Source organism: Trichodesmium erythraeum IMS101 (assembly GCF_000014265.1).
Taxonomy (GTDB): Bacteria; Cyanobacteriota; Cyanobacteriia; order Cyanobacteriales; family Microcoleaceae; genus Trichodesmium; species Trichodesmium erythraeum.
On record NC_008312.1, the window covers coordinates 5,524,652 to 5,541,264 of the forward strand.

At 31.2% G+C, this 16,613-nt stretch carries 15 protein-coding genes and 5 pseudogenes; 9 read left to right on the top strand and 11 right to left on the bottom strand.

Annotated features, from left to right (window positions below):
* The first annotated feature begins 84 nt into the window (after positions 1-84).
* Positions 85-363, top strand: coding sequence for a cytochrome P450 (locus TERY_RS33410; protein WP_155994471.1), 279 nt, complete (start codon positions 85-87; stop codon positions 361-363).
* On the opposite strand, the pseudogene TERY_RS30975 reads toward TERY_RS33410, so the two are convergent.
* Positions 310-1,230 (bottom strand): annotated as a pseudogene (locus tag TERY_RS30975) (IS630 transposase-related protein). The gene TERY_RS33410 and the pseudogene TERY_RS30975 sit on opposite strands and share 54 nt — an antisense overlap.
* A gap of 98 nt (positions 1,231-1,328) precedes the next feature.
* On the opposite strand from TERY_RS30975, the gene TERY_RS33415 reads away from it, so the two are divergent.
* A complete protein-coding gene (locus TERY_RS33415) occupies positions 1,329-1,547 on the top strand; it encodes a cytochrome P450 (protein WP_370497261.1) in 219 nt (72 codons plus the stop codon).
* Between the two features lie 355 nt (positions 1,548-1,902).
* On the opposite strand, the gene TERY_RS17260 is transcribed toward TERY_RS33415, so the two are convergent.
* A complete protein-coding gene (locus TERY_RS17260; RefSeq protein WP_044136890.1) occupies positions 1,903-2,106 on the bottom strand; it encodes a hypothetical protein in 204 nt (67 codons plus the stop codon).
* A gap of 1,334 nt (positions 2,107-3,440) precedes the next feature.
* On the bottom strand, positions 3,441-3,581 hold the full coding sequence (locus tag TERY_RS37295; protein WP_370497393.1) for a hypothetical protein: 141 nt from the start codon (positions 3,579-3,581) through the stop codon (positions 3,441-3,443).
* A 651-nt stretch (positions 3,582-4,232) separates the two neighbouring features.
* Here TERY_RS37295 and TERY_RS17265 point away from each other — a divergent pair.
* Positions 4,233-4,730 carry a hypothetical protein gene (locus TERY_RS17265; RefSeq protein WP_044136891.1) on the top strand — a complete coding sequence of 166 codons (498 nt, stop codon included), beginning with the start codon at positions 4,233-4,235 and terminating at the stop codon, positions 4,728-4,730.
* Positions 4,699-7,908: a glycerol-3-phosphate acyltransferase gene (locus TERY_RS17270; protein WP_370495732.1), complete on the top strand. Its 3,210-nt coding sequence runs from the start codon at positions 4,699-4,701 to the stop codon at positions 7,906-7,908. The genes TERY_RS17265 and TERY_RS17270 overlap by 32 nt, the downstream gene beginning before the upstream one ends.
* A gap of 325 nt (positions 7,909-8,233) precedes the next feature.
* Here TERY_RS17270 and TERY_RS30990 read toward each other — a convergent pair whose 3' ends face one another.
* From TERY_RS30990 to TERY_RS37305, 3 genes are read right to left on the bottom strand one after another with little or no spacing between them, the layout of a single operon-like run.
* A complete protein-coding gene (locus TERY_RS30990; protein WP_011613008.1) occupies positions 8,234-8,734 on the bottom strand; it encodes a transposase family protein in 501 nt (166 codons plus the stop codon).
* Positions 8,735-8,745: 11 nt separating this feature from the next.
* Positions 8,746-8,898, bottom strand: coding sequence for a helix-turn-helix domain-containing protein (locus TERY_RS37300; RefSeq protein WP_370497263.1), 153 nt, complete (start codon positions 8,896-8,898; stop codon positions 8,746-8,748).
* A gap of 30 nt (positions 8,899-8,928) precedes the next feature.
* Positions 8,929-9,129: a hypothetical protein gene (locus TERY_RS37305; protein WP_370495728.1), complete on the bottom strand. Its 201-nt coding sequence runs from the start codon at positions 9,127-9,129 to the stop codon at positions 8,929-8,931.
* Between the two features lie 685 nt (positions 9,130-9,814).
* Between TERY_RS37305 and TERY_RS37310 the strand changes: the two are divergent.
* Positions 9,815-10,043 (top strand): annotated as a pseudogene (locus TERY_RS37310) (DDE transposase family protein); the annotation flags it as partial.
* Between the two features lie 42 nt (positions 10,044-10,085).
* Here the strand turns inward: TERY_RS37310 and TERY_RS17285 are convergent.
* Positions 10,086-11,355: pseudogene (locus TERY_RS17285) on the bottom strand (IS701 family transposase).
* Between the two features lie 92 nt (positions 11,356-11,447).
* On the opposite strand from TERY_RS17285, the pseudogene TERY_RS37315 reads away from it, so the two are divergent.
* Positions 11,448-11,690, top strand: a pseudogene (locus TERY_RS37315) (transposase family protein); the annotation flags it as partial.
* A 188-nt stretch (positions 11,691-11,878) separates the two neighbouring features.
* Here the strand turns inward: TERY_RS37315 and TERY_RS17290 are convergent.
* A pseudogene (locus tag TERY_RS17290) lies at positions 11,879-12,886 on the bottom strand (IS630 family transposase).
* Between the two features lie 104 nt (positions 12,887-12,990).
* Between TERY_RS17290 and TERY_RS17295 the strand changes: the two are divergent.
* The gene (locus tag TERY_RS17295; protein WP_011613010.1) at positions 12,991-13,251 is read left to right on the top strand and encodes a transposase family protein; all 261 of its coding nucleotides are present in this window, start codon (positions 12,991-12,993) and stop codon (positions 13,249-13,251) included.
* A 780-nt stretch (positions 13,252-14,031) separates the two neighbouring features.
* On the opposite strand, the gene TERY_RS33420 is transcribed toward TERY_RS17295, so the two are convergent.
* Genes TERY_RS33420 through TERY_RS35295 form a run of 3 tightly spaced genes read right to left on the bottom strand, consistent with a single transcriptional unit; the run spans position 14,032 to position 14,766 of the window.
* On the bottom strand, positions 14,032-14,415 hold the full coding sequence (locus TERY_RS33420) for a transposase family protein (protein ID WP_011613011.1): 384 nt from the start codon (positions 14,413-14,415) through the stop codon (positions 14,032-14,034).
* Positions 14,416-14,604, bottom strand: coding sequence for a hypothetical protein (locus tag TERY_RS35290; protein ID WP_011613012.1), 189 nt, complete (start codon positions 14,602-14,604; stop codon positions 14,416-14,418). It lies immediately after the preceding gene.
* Between the two features lie 18 nt (positions 14,605-14,622).
* On the bottom strand, positions 14,623-14,766 hold the full coding sequence (locus TERY_RS35295; RefSeq protein WP_370495735.1) for a helix-turn-helix domain-containing protein: 144 nt from the start codon (positions 14,764-14,766) through the stop codon (positions 14,623-14,625).
* A 678-nt stretch (positions 14,767-15,444) separates the two neighbouring features.
* Between TERY_RS35295 and TERY_RS37320 the strand changes: the two genes are divergently transcribed.
* Together TERY_RS37320 and TERY_RS28520 are read left to right on the top strand one after the other, a co-directional pair.
* On the top strand, positions 15,445-15,576 hold the full coding sequence (locus TERY_RS37320) for a transposase family protein (RefSeq protein WP_370495737.1): 132 nt from the start codon (positions 15,445-15,447) through the stop codon (positions 15,574-15,576).
* A gap of 455 nt (positions 15,577-16,031) precedes the next feature.
* The gene (locus tag TERY_RS28520; RefSeq protein ID WP_081432477.1) at positions 16,032-16,166 is read left to right on the top strand and encodes a transposase family protein; all 135 of its coding nucleotides are present in this window, start codon (positions 16,032-16,034) and stop codon (positions 16,164-16,166) included.
* The last annotated feature ends 447 nt before the right edge of the window (positions 16,167-16,613 follow it).

Sequence of the window (16,613 nt, forward strand, 5' to 3'; positions counted from 1 at the left end):
AGGATTGCTATAGTAGTCTAAGTATACCACTACGGATAATTAAGAAGTTATAAGTATTCTCTGACTTAATTTCAGCATTTAGCAATGTCAAACACCTTTGTTTCGACTGTTATACCAATAAGTCCTAGTACTAGTCGTCGGTTAACTAAATCTATTGTAGTTGATAATATCCTCTATAAAAAAGCCTGGACTTTAATTACAGAACCTAAAATAACTTACACTATGCCGGAACACTTTGAGCGACCAGAGACATTTGAGCTAGAGCGTTTTTTCCCAGAACATATAGTTATTTTAAATAAGAATGAGACACTATCTGGCACAATAATTACGAATAATTTTATCAAGAGATGTATTGATAGGTAAATACATTCTAGCTCTTTTTAATGCACTAAAATCATGTTCTTAGTCATTTAAATCAGCAGAGTATTTTGGCAAAAATAGTAATTAGTGACTCCCTACTTCTACTAATTCTCTAATAACGTTTTTTCGTAATTAATGGTGAATTATCCATGCAGCAGTACACTGGGCATTTTTAATGATGGTAATAAATGTTTATCTAACCATTGTTCAAATCCCACGGTATTTAGGGTTCCTTTAAATATAATTGGTGGTATTAAATATTTTTCCTTTTTTCTTCTCCCGGCTACTAAATTTTCTCTTTTACCTCGTTTTACCTCTTGCTCACCATAAATTTTTTCCCTTTTTTTGACCAGGTATAAATACCGTCTTGATTATCTTAAAATCCTGATTCATAAATAAATACAAGGCTTTTAATTCCAAATATTTTGATAAAATTTCGAGGGAAAGCTGATAATATTTTATCCTTTATTCTCTATTTCTTTCTCTATAACGAAGTTTTTTTTCAAGGAAAATTCATTATTTTTAAGGCATAAAATATAGCTGGTTGATTAACTCCAAATTTTTTAGCTCTGTCTGACAAAGAAAATTCATTATTTTTAAGGCATAAAATATAGCTGGTTGATTAACTCAAATTTTTTAGCTCTGTCTGACAATGAGCGACTCTGGATTTGGTTTTACATCTTTTTCTAATTCTTTCCAATCTAATTTTATTTGACTACTTTTTACCTTAGTTGCTGAAACTTTTGGGCGAGATAACTATCTATATATCGAAGCTCTTTCTATCCCAAATGTATGAGCTGCTTTGGTAATCGTACCGCCATTTTCTACAAAATTTATGACTTTTTGCCTGAAGTCTAAACTGTAAGGCATAGTTCAAAATAGTTTCTAGTTGACTTGATTTTATTATATTCAATTTTTGTTTCAATCTTAATTAAAACGACTATAATTAAGGTTAGATATACAAATTTATCACTTTTGGGGGTGGAGTACACCCTTGTTTGGGAGCGCAAATGGCAATGGTGATTAGTAAAGTTTTTGCATCTCATCTGCTAAGAATATTTAAGTGGAAAATCACTCTTTCTATCCAAAGTTTGTTCGTTGTCCCATTAAGAAAATTAGAGATGATTATCAAATTCAAATTCAAACTAAAACTAAGAATTAAATATGCCATTCTAGTGCTGCCGTAAGTATGAATATATTTATGAACTATACACAAATGCTAATAATTTACTATTTGACGATAATGTAGTAAATATTACAGAAAATATTTACCTGATAAGTAACATAGAGTTTGATATTACTGTTAATTTTAATGGGATAAAGTAATAATAATAAGAGAACTAATTTATAATATTCAGTTAGAGTTAGTTGATCAATTCCCGACCTTAATGCTATTTCTAAATAGTCGTGCTTTGCTAGCCGAAGCCTCGAACACAAGTATTCTTTAATTTTGACCAAAAATTTTCGCGGTTGGTTAAATTCAGGAGAATAGGTCAGATATATTAACCATCTTTATTTAGTGCTTCTTCGAGCATAGTTCTTCTAGACGGGAACTTGATAATCTGGTAAGTTTTCCATTACTGAATACGCACCAAGCCATAAGCTAGGTAATAAAACTTGTTCAATAAAAACTTGGAAAACATTTTTACTCCTACCACCATTAATGGTCATAATTCCAGCAAAACCAGACAAAAAAATTGTACTAATTAATGTTAAGTTTGTTCCCCTTTTAGAGACGAGTATCATAAAACCTATCTCCTTTGAGAGAAAAACATAGATTTTTTCATGGCTAAATTTATGATAGTTTCATCTCTCAAAGACTAGGTTGTCCGGCTATCAATATTTAATGTTTTCCCCATAATCAAGTCTTTTTTTCTAGATTTTTTTTTAGTTATAGCTTGATATGTACAAAAAGTTTTTTTCTGTCAAGTTAAATTTTTGAATATCAACACACAGAATAGAATGACTTACAGTTATTCCTGTTTCGCTTTCTATTTAAAAATATAAGTCTTTGAAAGTAGCATCTGGTTTTTCCTGAACTAACTTTTCTAAATTTTTTATTCAAAACCTTTTAAGTTAATTTATGAGCCTAACTAGGAGGATAAGATTTTGCTTGTATATGACCATTATCAATATATCTCTTGATTGATGAGTTTTTGTACAAAACTCTTCGCCACTTAAAGACCAATAGCTAGTTGAAAAATTGAACTTATTTGAACAAAAAAAGTTTCAATAATTTTTTCTCAGGTCATGATAATAAGTCTTCATAGTAGTGGATAAATTAGATGTTTAATAATCAATGTGAAGTGATGCTATGAACTTTAGTGATCGTCTATAATAAATTATTTTATTGATTCACTCATTACTATTATTGTACCTCAGTATCCTCAAAAGTACTGTAATTCTCACTCTTACATCTCCAAAAATTATCAAGCATTTACTGTAACTATCTTTTGGGGAGCGATCGCCAGCTCCACCAGATAGTCATTTTTTACGGGCTTTATAGTATTACAGATAGTTACTGTTAGTTATTTACCATTTTTATCTAGTTTTTTATTGATTTTTTCAGAGAAAGCAAAATGTATGATTTATAATAATATTAATTCTCCTCTTCTTAATATTACTAAACCACATATTTTTAAAATTACTTTCTCATAATTACTCTCTTTCAATCTCAATCTTTTTCGTGCCACTCTAAATATCTTTATCAGTCTTATTATATGTTCTACAAATATTATTTTTGAGCTTTTTTTTGATTGTCTTTCTTTACTTCTTCTGACATTTTATGGCTTCTTTTTTTTGTTTAGCGTGTTAATTTTTGACCATCTTGATATCCTTTATCTCTTTGAAATCTTGGTTCTCTACCCAAATTTTTTGTGGTTTTTTTGAATAACTTTATATCACTTTTTGGACTTCTTTATCCTCCTATTATATCTACAATTTTTTCTGCCTTTTCTGTGATTACTATCTGATTTTTAAACTTATTACTTTTTGGCTTTCCTGAATAATACTTTTTCTGTTTATCATCATTTTTTTTGCTTTTCCCTATCCTGCTCTGTACTATCAACTATCAATTCTCTTTATGTCAAAGCCTCTTTTATCCATAAATATTCGTTTTCTTTTCCCGAGAATTCCTCTAGTAAACTAGATGGTAATAATTCCCTCAAAATATCTATCCAAAGCCTGAAAAATATTATTTGCTGTTGATGAGCTAACTCCAAATATTGCTCCTAGTCCCTGAAATGTTGGTACATGATACAAATAATATAAGGTCAACATTATCTCTTCTGTCTTGCTTAAAGACTTTTTTCTTCCTCCTCCTGCCTTGATTAACCTTTTTTCTTGGCTGGCGCTCCCCTATCTTTTTTTTTCAACTTTTTGAGGGTTTTCTATTAATTTTATTAGCTGTTCATCTGTAATACCAATAATTCTTTTTGTTTCTTTTGGGTGGTTATAAATATATTCTAATACATTATTCATTTGGAAACAGGGTATATATAATTGGCCACTACAATTTTACCTTAATTTTTATTTTGGAGAGGTCTAAAGCACTCACAAATAAAGACATTAGCCTTTCGGGGTTTAAAAACTTGTCTTTTTTTCGAGCTATCAAGCTCACATATACTAAAACTCTGGGAAAACTTAAGTAGAAAAATCAACAGTTAATTGTTACTTCTACTTTCTCTGAACAACCCCTTACTGAAAAAAAACTTAGATAGCAAGTCTTAAACAACAAATACATGCTAAAGTTAACCTGCAACCACAAAAGGTTGTTAAATATTAATGTCTAGACAAGTCTTATAAAAAAATAAAATTTATTGCCTATAACTATAGTGCTATAGTAAAAGTAAATATTACTAATTATAATTATTATGACTTATATTGGAACTAGAGAAGCTGCTTTTTTATTAGGTATCTGTTGTCAACGAGTCAGAGCTCTACTTTCTCAAGGTAGAATAAAAGATGCTTATAAAGATAACGGACTTTGGCAAATTCCTCTATACGGAAAAATGCCTATTGTCATACCAGGTAAGAGAGGTCCTAAAGGTGTTTGGTGTCATCACAAACGGAAGCATCCAACTAAAATTCATGTCAATCAACATTTTATTAAAGTGAATGCTAAAAGAATTAATGAAGATCCTCTAATGACTCCTGACCAATTAATACCAGTAATTACCTTGAAGCAGACAAATCGTAACGATATGGGTTATCAGATGGTTCTTGATGGTCAGTGTCGTATAGTTTATAAACCCTATGAACCCTTACCTTGTGGCGCACATTTGTGGATTGAAACTTACAAGCCAGTGCAGTTTGTGGATACTCGTTTTAAACCTAGGAGTGCTAGGCGACCGTACAAAGATATCTGTTGATATGCAAATATTAATTCCAGCATTATTTCTAACTGTCTGCTTTGGTCTAGGCTCTCTTCCTCTAACTAATTTAATAGTTAAAAATCTGGGAAATATTAACCTAACAAAAGTTGGTACAGGTAACCCTAGCGTGGCAGCCGCATTTGTTCACGCACAAAAATCTGTGGCAATATTTGCAGTCTTAGCAGAAATTATTAGAGGTATTACTCCTGTTTTAGTAGCAAAATTATTATTTCCAGAAATTTCTACTTGGCAATTAGTAGGATTAATATTTTTAGTGGCAGGTAGATATTTCATTGCTCAAGGTGGCGGTGTTACTAATGCTAGTTGGGGCGTTTTGATTTATTCTCCCGTTGTTGCATTGGCTTCGGGAATTACAGGTTTTTCAATATTAGTCATAGGTAAACAAGTCTTTCCTCACAAGAATCAAAATATTCAAAAATGGTCGGCTCGTTTGGGATGTCTCAGTAGTTTTTTCTGGGTTTTATTCTTTCGCACCTCAGCATCTTTATTAGAATTATTCGCAGCAGCAGGATTAGCAATTTTCTTAGTAGTAATAAACTTTTTCCAGAGTGATGATATGGCTTTACAAAAACGACCTATATTTTCTCTCAATAGTCAACTTGATGCTAAAATTTGTGGAGAAAAAGCAGCTAGATTAGCTTTACTAAAAAAATCCGGTTTTAATGTTCCTGAAGGTTTTGTTTTACCTGCAATTGAAAATGGAAATAGGAAATTGGTTGTGGAGAGTGAAATGACAAAAGCTATTCCTAATACTCGACTCCCAACTGGCTTTTTCTCAGTAGGTAAAATTTTAGATAAGTTAGATAAAATGTCTGGGAGTTTTCCATTAATTGTTCGTTCTTCAGCAGTAGGGGAAGATAGTGATAATAGTTCTGCTGCCGGACAATATGAAACTATTTATCCTGTGACAAATGAAACGGAATTATTAGAGGCAATTAATATTTGTCGTCAGTCTTATTGGTTACCAGAAGCTATTGCTTATCGGCAACAAAGAGAAATTCCTGATGGGGAAATGGCGGTTTTGATTCAGCCTTATATTATGAGTCAAGTTGCTGGAGTAATGTTTACTAGAAATCCTGTGGATGGTAGTGCAAAAATAATTATTGAAGCTTTGCCTGGAGGTGCAGCAAAAGTTGTGGGTGGGCGGTTGACTCCCCTACATTTAGAAATTGATAAAAATAGATTTCACGAAATTAAAAATTCCACAGTCAAAGGTAAAAGTTATCCTTCTATTAATGAATATGCTGATTTTTTTACTAAATTAGAAAATCAGGATATTTTACTTCCAGAAATTATTCAAGAATTGGTAAGTAAAGCAGAAGCTATTGAAGAATTTTTTCATGGTTTGCCTCAAGATATTGAATGGTGTTGGGATGGGGAAAAAATTTGGATTTTGCAAAGTCGCCCAATTACTAATCTGAGACCTATTTGGACTCGAACTATTGCAGCAGAAGTAATTCCAGGGGCTATTCATCCTTTAACTTGGTCGATAAATCGTCCTCTGACTTGTGGGGTTTGGGGAGAAATTTTTACTATTGTTTTAGGGGAAAAGGTAGCAAAGTTAGACTTTACTGAAACGGCAACTTTACTGGGTTCTCATGCTTATTTTAATGCTACTTTGTTAGGGGAAATTTTTAGAATGATGGGATTGCCGGAACAGGGTTTAGAGTTTTTATTACGAGGGCAAAAAATGGGAAAACCTCCTTTAGAAAAAGTCTGGTCTGCTTTGCCTGGTTTATGGCGTTTGATTCAAAAAGAAATGGCAATTGATGACGAGTTTGAGCGTGACTATCATCAAATTTTTGTTCCCGCACTACAAAGTTTGGAAAATAATTTTCAACATAATTTTCCGGAAAATTCGTCTCAGTGTTTATCAGAATTATTGGTTCAAGTAGAAAGAATTCAGGAATGGTTAAAACCGATTACTTTTTACAATATTTTGGGTCCTATAGGTTTAGGGATTAGGCGATCGATCTTCGGTGTTTCTGAAGAATGGTTACCTACTGATACTGCTCCTGAAATTGTTTCAATTCGAGAATTACAAAGGTTGGCAGTTAAGTTGAAAATGGCAACTAAATCTGATGTAGAAATAGAGGCAGAATTTCAGCAAAATCAGGAATTACAATTGGAGTTTCAGCGATGGTTGAAAAGTTATGGTTACTTGAGCGAGGTTGGTACGGATATTGCTGTGGTAACTTGGGGAGAAAAGCCGGATAATTTCCGCGATTTATTATTTGCAATGGCTCGGAAAGGTGAGAGAGAAAAAGATAATTTTTCGGTAAGGTCTTTAAATTTTTGGCAGAGTTGGCGACTGGGAAAATGTAGAAAACGTGCTAGAACTAAGGGTAAAATTGCTGAAGTTTATGGAAAACTTTTGGCTGATTTACGACGGACGTTTTTGGCAATGGAAAATTATGGATTAGAAGCAGGAATTTTTGAGCAAAAAGGAGATATTTTTTATTTGGAATTTGCCGAAGTTAGGGAATGGATTTTATCTACAGTGGGTTTGGTCTCAGAAGGAAACCTAAAAAAGTTTAATACAGAAGCTCCTGTAGGTTTGGTCTCAGAACAAAATCCAACAAATAGTTTAGGAGTCTCGGAACAAAACAGAAAAGGATTTAATGTAGTTTCTCCCCACACTTCTCAAATTCCCCAAACTTCGCACAAGCAAGTGATTATCAAGAATGAAATAAGTTATCTCAATCTCAGAGAACTTATCCGTCAAAGGCAGGAACAGTTGGAAAAAGATGGCGATCGCCTAGTTCCCTCTGTAGTTTATGGGAATGTATTACCCCAAGAAAGTCAGGAAACTTTCTCTAGTGAGGAAAATGTTTCTTTTTTACAAGGGATACCAGGGAGTGTTGGGTGTGTGGAAGGTTATATCAAGGTTTGTCGGAGTTTAGAAGTAAATCTTACTGAGGATGAAGGTTTAATTATAGTTGTGCCTTATACGGATGCTGGTTGGGCGCCTTTGTTATTGAAGGCAAAGGGTATTATTGCTGAAGTGGGGGGGCAGTTATCCCACGGAGCTATTATTGCGCGGGAGTATGGCATTCCGGCAGTAATGAATATTTCTGGAGCGATGACTCGTTTACAGGATGGGCAGAAAGTTAGGGTAGATGGGTTTCGGGGTACTGTGGAATTGTTATTTTAAGTATTTGGATACTCACAAGGAAAAGATGCAGTAAATAATTTTAAAAAAACTCCTAAAATTAATTCAACCAATTTTAGAGAAAAATCCAGATTTGGGAAAAGATGATCAAAAATTCCCGATTGGTGTCAGAATGAAAGTCTTTTTGGATTAGACATCTCCAAAAATCAACAAAGCCTTTCCTTGACTTGATCTTAGCCTAGTTGCCATATCAAGCATCTTTGGTCCTAAAATACGCAATCATAAATCTTTGAGATATTTTCTCTTACTAATTCAACATTTATTTCCCCCCATTTTCACTTTATTCTCTTAATTTATTATCTTCTTTTTATACTAATATTAATGCTCCTATTCTTAATTTCACTAATCCACATACTACCATTATTACTTTCTCATAACTTTTCTCTTTTAATCTAAATCTTTCTCTCGCAATTCCAAATATTTTTAGTAATCTAATTACATGTTCTACGAATATTCTTTTTTGGACTTTTTGTTGATTTTTTTCTTTTATTTCTTCTGGCATTTCTTTTTTTCTTGGTTTCTTTTTTGGTGTACTTGTTCTTTCTGCTCCTTGATCTGCCTTATCCCCTTGAAAATATTGATTATCCTTAAAATTTTCCCGTTGTTTGTTTAATAAATTTATATCACTTAATGGTCCCCTTTCTCCGATAATTACATCCACTATTTCTGTTCCTTTTGGTGTCGTTATTATTTGATTTTTAAAGGTATTATTTTTCTTTTTTCCTGAATAATATTTTTCTGGTTTTTCAGATTCTTTTGGTCTTTCTCTACTTTGTTCTGAGCTATCTACTATTAATTCTAATTCCATTAACGCTTCTTTTACCCCTTCTCATTCATCTTCTTTTTTTTTACTTGTTCTAATAAACTAGCTGGTAATAAATCTGGTAAAATATTTATCCAGTAATGAAATATATTATTGGCTGTTGATTCACTAACTCCAAAATTTATTCCTAATAATTGAAAAGTTGGTATATGATGTAAATAATATAGCGTTAAAAATACTTATTCTGTTTTAGTTAAAGTCTTTTTTCTGCCTCCACCTGGTTTAATTAAACTTATTTCTTTCTCGGCAATTACCTGGAAATTTTCTGATTCTTTGATAATTGCATTTTCTATTAATTGTGTTAGCTGTTCATAAGTAATCCCTATAATTCTTTTTGTTTCTTTCGGATAATTATGAATGTACTCTAAAGTTTTATTCATTGGTATAGCTACCTAAATAAAATTATAAATGAACATGACAATCTTATCTTATTTTCTATTTTGGAGATGTCTATTGAAAACTATTTCGAGGCAAAAATTATCTATAAAGGTGTAAAAAAATTGGAAAATAGCAATTGCAGTTTTTTTATAGATGTTTATATGGCTTATTAGAGCTATTAACTGAAGAATTTTTTTTTGAATTTACTCATCTTAACAGTATTTGTTTCGGGAAATTTTGAGAATTATTGGCAGAAAAATTTCCTGATTAAGTTAACATAATTCAGCTAGATAACAGTGGTTTGCATAAAGTATTAATATTAAATATTACTGAGAATATAGTGTGACTATTTTAAGCTGCTTATAAACCACAATTTAATCCAATAGAAAAGTTATGATAATACATCAAGGAAGATTTTAAGTGGATTAATTTTGGCAGTATAGAGGAATTACAAAATGCTCGTTCCTAAAAGTTTAAGTAAGTTAACCCAAAAAGTAATAGCTCGAATCACTGGCTGGGAATTTATAGAAAGGTTATGGCAATACATCAAGGAAGATGTTAAGTAGATTAATTTTGGCAGTATAGAGGAATTACAAAATGCTCGTTCCTAAGAGTTTAAGTAAGTTAACCTAAAAAGTAATAGACATCTCCAAAATAGAAAATAAGGTAAAATTATCAAAACCATTTATGTATACAGTCTCCCAAATAAATCCAACTTTAGGATATATTTATAATTATCCAAAAGAAACAAAAAGAATTATTGGTATTACTTATAAACAGCTAATACAATTAATAGAAAATGCCCCTAAGAATAGAATAAAAAAAGTCGGCAATCGCCAAAATATAAAAAAGATTAATTAAAGCAGGTGGAGTCATAAAAAAGAATTTAACAAGGGAAGAAGAAATAATTTTCACATGATTTTATTTACATCAAATACTAACGGGACTTTAGCAAATTTCAAGCCCAAACAAACCCTAAACTCTCTTTATGAGCGGTAAATACGTCGATGTTTTCATCTAACCACTCAACAAAACGATAAGATATTGCGGTACGAAATGCTTCTAAAGTATCAGTAAACGTATTTAATGGTTTGTTAGCCCAACGCCTTCTTATACCTCCTGTTAACTGATGCCAGATAATAAATGTATAAGCACAAAATACTAAAATAAAATGCCTTTTAAGGCTGATTTTATCTCTGACTTGATATTCTCTTAATCCTAACCATCCTTTGGCTTCCCTGTAGAAAACTTCCACCCAATTTCTTTGAGAATAAGTAGAATATATCCACTCAGGAGTTACATATTTGTCTTCTCTATTAGTGATATAATAGTTAATATCAGTGGCCTCAGAAAAACTTTTAGCATTCATAACGATAGCTATAGTTTTTTGACCTGACATCCTAGATATTTCTACTTCTAATGTAGCTACCCAAACTTCTCTAGCATTTTTTGTACTTAGTTGAACTAAGTTGAAAGCTTTCTGAGGTATACTTTCTGCCAGCTTGTCTAATCTAATTTCCTCTTTAATGTCATCTTGTTTTTTAATGATGACTTTTCGATTTTTAGCTAATCCTCCTATATAAGTTAAACTTCTTTTCTCTAGTTGATTTAAGAATGATGTATTGTTACCATAGCCAAATTTCAATTAACACAATTTCTGGTTGGTGTCCTCTGGACAAACATTGATCTACTAGAGACATTGCACTCGTCTGGTTTCTTGACAAATTCTGGGTCTTTTTTTCCTTTTGGAAAAGAATCAGCTTTCTGATACAAAGCTATGTCTAAAGGTAGACTTTTAACTCCATCATAAAGATGAGTTGTCACCACGACTACACCATTATCTGTTTTTCCTATTTCTCCTATATATTGCCGCCCTACTCCTGCAGTAAAATTACCACTTTTTCTGTGGCCTGAATCGTCTATAATTAAAGCAATAGGATCGAGAAGGTTTTGTTTGGCGACGTTCCCACATTACTTGAAGACGACGCTCATTCACAGCATCTACAGACCAATTTGCTCGAACTAGAAAATGCCGTAATTTGTGGTACGTGTGACCTACAGTGTTGTTGGCAATTTGAGACAAGTTTTTTCGATCGCTTTCTCAAGAGTAATCCTCCTATATATTCCCTAAACCCTGTTTTTTGGGCTTTTGTTTTAAAGACATTGTTAAAGCGATCGCACCATCGATGGAAACAAGAGGGCATGGCCACTGAAGTTGTTTCTTTCATCAAACTTTTCCCAGGCCAGTAATTAACGTAAAATACATATCAGGTATACATTATACCCTTTTTTTTACTATTTTTTCACTAAAGTCCCGCTAAGTTTTCAAACATTAGGAATTAACTTTGATATCAGTGAATCAAGTGCTAATAATATTTTTCATTACTGGATAGATATTCTCAGATAATTACTGCCAGCAAGTTTATTAGAAAAAGTAAAAAAAGAAAATGAATTGGAATGGGTAAAGGAGATATTAACAGAATTCTAATTAATTTTAGATATTACAGAACAAGGTAGAAGAAGACCAAGTGAATATAAAAACCAAGAAAAATATCAAATATGAAAAAAGAAAAATTATACTTTTAAAAATTAAATAATAACGATACCAAAAGGAACAGAAATAGTGGATGTAATAGTAGGAGAAAAAGGTCCAGTAAGTGATGTAAAAATATTAATAAAACAACCGAATAAACTTGATAAAAAACAAAAATTTTAAGGAGATAAAGCTGATGAAGGAGTAGAAATAAGTACCTAGACAAAATTAATTGTATATTCTGTACCAAAGTTTTTGAGGATTTTTTTCACTGCATTTACTTGCATTAGAATAACTCTCATAAGCTTCGCTTTCTAACCATTTATATTTGATAAAACGCCACCAAATTTCTATAATATTTAACTGTGTAGAATAAGTTGGTAAAAAGAATATTTATAAACCTTTTTCTCTCCATTCATCTTCTTGATCCCAGAAAAGATTGTTTTGATGTATTGAAGAGTTATCCATTACTAAAACTGTCTTTTTATTTACTTTTTCACAAAATTTGTCTATGTAAGCTATCACAACATCACTATTTATACTACAGCTAAAAGTGTAAGCCTCTAGCTCATTAGATTTACTAAGAAATCCTAAAACATTTAGTCTTTTACTTTGTTGACTTTTGATTTCTATTTTTTGATTTGTTTCTTGCCAAGCATAAGGAATATAGGGAATTAAACAAAACCCACTTTCATCTAAATACCTAATTTCTATTTCTCCTTTTTCCTCTTGCCTTTTCAATTGTTCTAGCTTCTCAACTTTCCTCTCGTAAAAACCGGGGATAGGTTCACCGCCTATTCTTCTTTTTATTCTGTACCATCCCATTTTTCCTAATTTTATTACTCTTTTAATTGTTTTTTTACTGACTTTAATTTTCCATTGCTTTGGGATTTTTTCTGGGACTTTTTCAAGACTTTTAGGAGTTGCTTTTACCCAGTCCTTTATCTGTTGTTCTTGTACTGAATTAAAGGTCTTTTTTCTGCCACGACCAGGCTGGTTATATAGTCCTACCAAGTTTGATGATTCCCATGAATTCAACCAATTATAAATTGTGTTACGACTTACTTTAAATATTTTCATCAATTCCAATATCTTATATCCCTTCCAGCTTAGTTGAATACAATGTGCTCTCTGTCTTACTTGATAATATTTGCTCTGGAAGTGTAAATTCTGTCTAACATTTTCGACGTTTCTCTTGTTAACCCCTTAATATGTCTCATTCTCACTTTATGTTTCCTGATTGTTTTCCAGGGAGATTAGCAAACTGGCTGCCACTTCGTCCTCTGGCTGGGGGTGCTGTGCCATCGGCTGAAAGCCAAGTACGAAGATAATGGCACTTGTGCGATCGCTAACTTTTTCCCTCTGGACATTATTATCTAATACTTTTGTTAAAAATATACAATTAATTTTGTCTAATCACTTAACTACTACACAAAAAAAGAAATCAAGAAAAAAAGAAATTCCACCAGAAATCAAAGAAGAAAATCAAGAAAAAGCCAAAAAAAGAATATTTTTAGAACATGTAATAAGATTAATTAAAATATTTATACTTCCTCGAGAAAGATTCAGATTAAAAGATAATAATTATTAAAAAGTACTTTTAACAATATGTGGTTTAGTGCGACTAATAATTAGCTAATTTATATTAGTAAAAATCATCAAAAACTGAGATAAAAATAATAAATTAAAGTCTAATAAATATTTGAATTAGTAACACGAAGTATCTCTGATACCCATAAAACTGTACAAATTACTATCTTCAAGGTGAGCTAACGCTCCACTAAAAATAGTTAGTATAAGCGTTTGAGTATTTTTGGAGATATCTAATAGCTCGAATCACTGGCTGGGAATTTATAGAAAGATTATGGCAATACATCAAGGAAGATTTTAAGTGGATTAATTTTGGCAGTATAGAGGAATTACAAAATGCTCGTTCCTAAAAGTTTAAGCAAATTAACCTAAAAAGTAATAGCTCGAATCACTGACTGGGAATTTATAGAAAGGTTATGGCAATATATCAAGGAAGATTTTAAGCGGATTAATTTTGGCAGTATAGAGGAATTACAAAATGCTCGTTCCTAAAAGTTTAAACAAGTTAACCCAAAAAGTAATAGCTCGAATCACTGGCTGGAAATTTATTGTTAATGCTTTATCAATAGCCAATATTTAGGTAGCGATCGCCTTTCAGTATTAGACTTCTCCGAAAATAGTCAAATCAATACTATAACTATCTTAATTGGAGCGATCGCTATTTCAAGAAGATAGTTGATTTTTACAGTCTCATAGGTATTAGAGATAGTTAGTATTAATATATAGCCCTAATTATAGTATTTTCAGCCAAGAATTTTTTCAGAAATTATTGGCAAATTTATTAAGACAAAATAACCGTCTCTATTCCCAGTCTTACAAGTCCACAAATAGTCATTATTATTTGCGTATATTTATCAGAATTTAGCCTGAATCTTTCCTGGGCTACTCGAAATATTTTGAGTAATCTAATTATATGTTCTACAAAAATTCTTTCAGATGCCAGCTCTTTATTTTGAGACTTTTCCTTACTGGTTAATTCTTGAATATGGGGCTTTTTTTTAGGCGTTTTTATTGCTGGTTCTCCCACATAAGCTTTGTCCCTGGTAAATTTTTGTTCTTGATGGAATTTTTCTTGGATTTCACGAAAAAAATTTATATCACTTATTTGGCCTATTTTTCCAGCTTCGATATCAACAATATCTTTACCATTGGTTAACACAATCATCTAACTTTTTCTTGTATGACTTTTTTTCTTTCCTGAGTAATATTCTTTTTGTTCTTCAGATTTTTCTGGCCTTTCTATACCGTGTTCATAGCTATCTATGATTAACTCACACTCTGTTAAAATTTCCTTAATAATTTCTTTGTCACTTGAGTTTTTTTTTACCTGTTCTAGGAGACTTGATAGTAACAACTCCCCAATTATTGGAAACTAATAATTAAAGATATCATTGGCAGTAGTTTCACTGACTCCAAATTGAATTCCTAATAGTTGAAAAGTTGTCAAATGTATTAAATAAGTTAAGGTTAAAATGATTTGTTCACAAGAGTGATAATTTAGGTGATCTACCACCACCAGAAGCGATTATTCTAACTTTTTTAGCTGTGGCTATTTCTTGCTTCTTCGATACAAAGTTTTTCTGCTTGTTTTAATAACTTTTCTACCTATTCATACTTGATACCTAATAAACGTTCTGATTCTTGTGGAAGATGTCTGAATATACTCAAGTATATTAGTCATAATTTACCTACAAAAATTTCCATTTTTTATTACTCTATCAAAATTTATTGATTTTTCGGAGATGTCTATTTAATATTGAAAAATTGATCGCTCCTAATCATTTGTAAGATTCTTTTTAAAAATGGTATGATTTAGATTTATCATGATTAGTTTATATCAAAAATAAAAAATTAATTTCATTTTCATTAGACCTCTCCAAAATAAAAATTAAGGTAAAATTGTAGTAGCAAATTATATATAGTCTGTAGACCTCTCCAAAATAAAAATTAAGGTAAAATTGTAGTAGCAAATTATATATAGTCTGTTTCCAAATTAATAATGTATTAGAATATATTTATAACCATCTAAAATAAATAAAAAGAATTATTGGTATTACAGATGAACAGCTAATAAAATTAATATAAAACCCTCAAAAAGTTGAAAAAAAAAGACAGGCGATAGCCAGCAAAAAAAAGGTTAATCAAGGTAGGAGGAGGAAGAAAAAAGTCTTTCAGCAAGACAGAAGAGATAATATTGACCTTATATTATTTGCATCATGTACCAAAATTTCAGCGAGTAGAAGCAATATTTGGAGTTAGCTCATCAACAGCAAATAATATTTTTCAGGCTTTGGATAGATATTTTGAGGTAATTATTACCATCTAGTTTACTAGAGAAATTCTCGGGAAAAGAAAACGAATCTTTATGGATAAAAGAGGCTTTGCCAGAAATAGAATTGATAGTTGATAGTACAGAGCAAGATAAAGAAATACCAAAAAATAATGATAAATAGAAAAAGTATTATTCAGGAAAGCCAAAAAGTAATAAATTTAAAAATCAAATAGTAATCACAGAAAAGGCAGAAAAAATAGTAGATGTAATAGTAGGATAAAAAAGTCCATAAAGTGATATAAAGTTATTCAACAAAACCACAAAAAAGTTGGATATATAAGCAAGATTTTCAAGAGATAGGGGGTATCAAAATGGTCAAAAATTAACACGCCAAACAAAAAAAAGAATCCATAAAATGTCGAAAAAAGTAAAGATATAGAATCAAAGAAAAAAGGTTAATCAAGGCAGGAGGAGGAATAAAAAAGTCTTTCAGCAAGACAGAAGAGATAATGTTGACCTTATATTATTTGCATCATGTACCAAAATTTCAGCGACTAGGAGCAATATTTGGAGTTAGCTCATCAACAGCAAATAATATTTTTCAGGCTTTGGATAGATATTTTGAGGTAATTATTACCATCTAGTTTACTAGAGAAATTCTCGGGAAAAGAAAACGAATATTTATGGATAAAAGAGGCTTTGACAGAAATAGAATTGATAGTTGATAGTATAGAGCAGGATAGGGAAAAGCAAAAAAAAATGATGATAAACAGAAAAAGTATTATTCAGGAAAGCCAAAAAGTCATAAGTTTAAAAATTAAATAGTAATCACAGAAAAGGCAGAATAAATTGTAGATATAATAGGAGGATAAAGAGGTCAAAAAAGTGATATAAAGTTATTCAAAAAAACCACAAAAAAATTGAATACATAAGCAAGATTTCAAAGAAATAAGGGGTATCAATATGGTCAAAAATTAACACGTCAAACAAAAAATAAGAAGCTATAAAATGTCTAAAAAAGTCAAGATATAGAATCAAAAAAATCTCAAAAAATAATATTTGTAGAACATATAATAAGACCGATAAAAATA

Excerpts from the sequence above, each read along its gene's own strand:
- TERY_RS33420 (WP_011613011.1), bottom strand. The coding sequence starts at position 14,415 with ATGATTGTGTTAACCAATGGTAAAGATATTGTTGATATCGAAGCTGGA.
- TERY_RS17265 (WP_044136891.1), top strand. The coding sequence starts at position 4,233 with ATGACTTATATTGGAACTAGAGAAGCTGCTTTTTTATTAGGTATCTGT.
- TERY_RS37305 (WP_370495728.1), bottom strand. The coding sequence starts at position 9,129 with ATGAATAAAACTTTAGAGTACATTCATAATTATCCGAAAGAAACAAAA.
- TERY_RS17260 (WP_044136890.1), bottom strand. The coding sequence starts at position 2,106 with ATGATACTCGTCTCTAAAAGGGGAACAAACTTAACATTAATTAGTACA.
- TERY_RS30990 (WP_011613008.1), bottom strand. The coding sequence starts at position 8,734 with ATGGAATTAGAATTAATAGTAGATAGCTCAGAACAAAGTAGAGAAAGA.
- TERY_RS17295 (WP_011613010.1), top strand. The coding sequence starts at position 12,991 with ATGGCACTTGTGCGATCGCTAACTTTTTCCCTCTGGACATTATTATCT.
- TERY_RS33410 (WP_155994471.1), top strand. The coding sequence starts at position 85 with ATGTCAAACACCTTTGTTTCGACTGTTATACCAATAAGTCCTAGTACT.
- TERY_RS28520 (WP_081432477.1), top strand. The coding sequence starts at position 16,032 with ATGTTGACCTTATATTATTTGCATCATGTACCAAAATTTCAGCGACTA.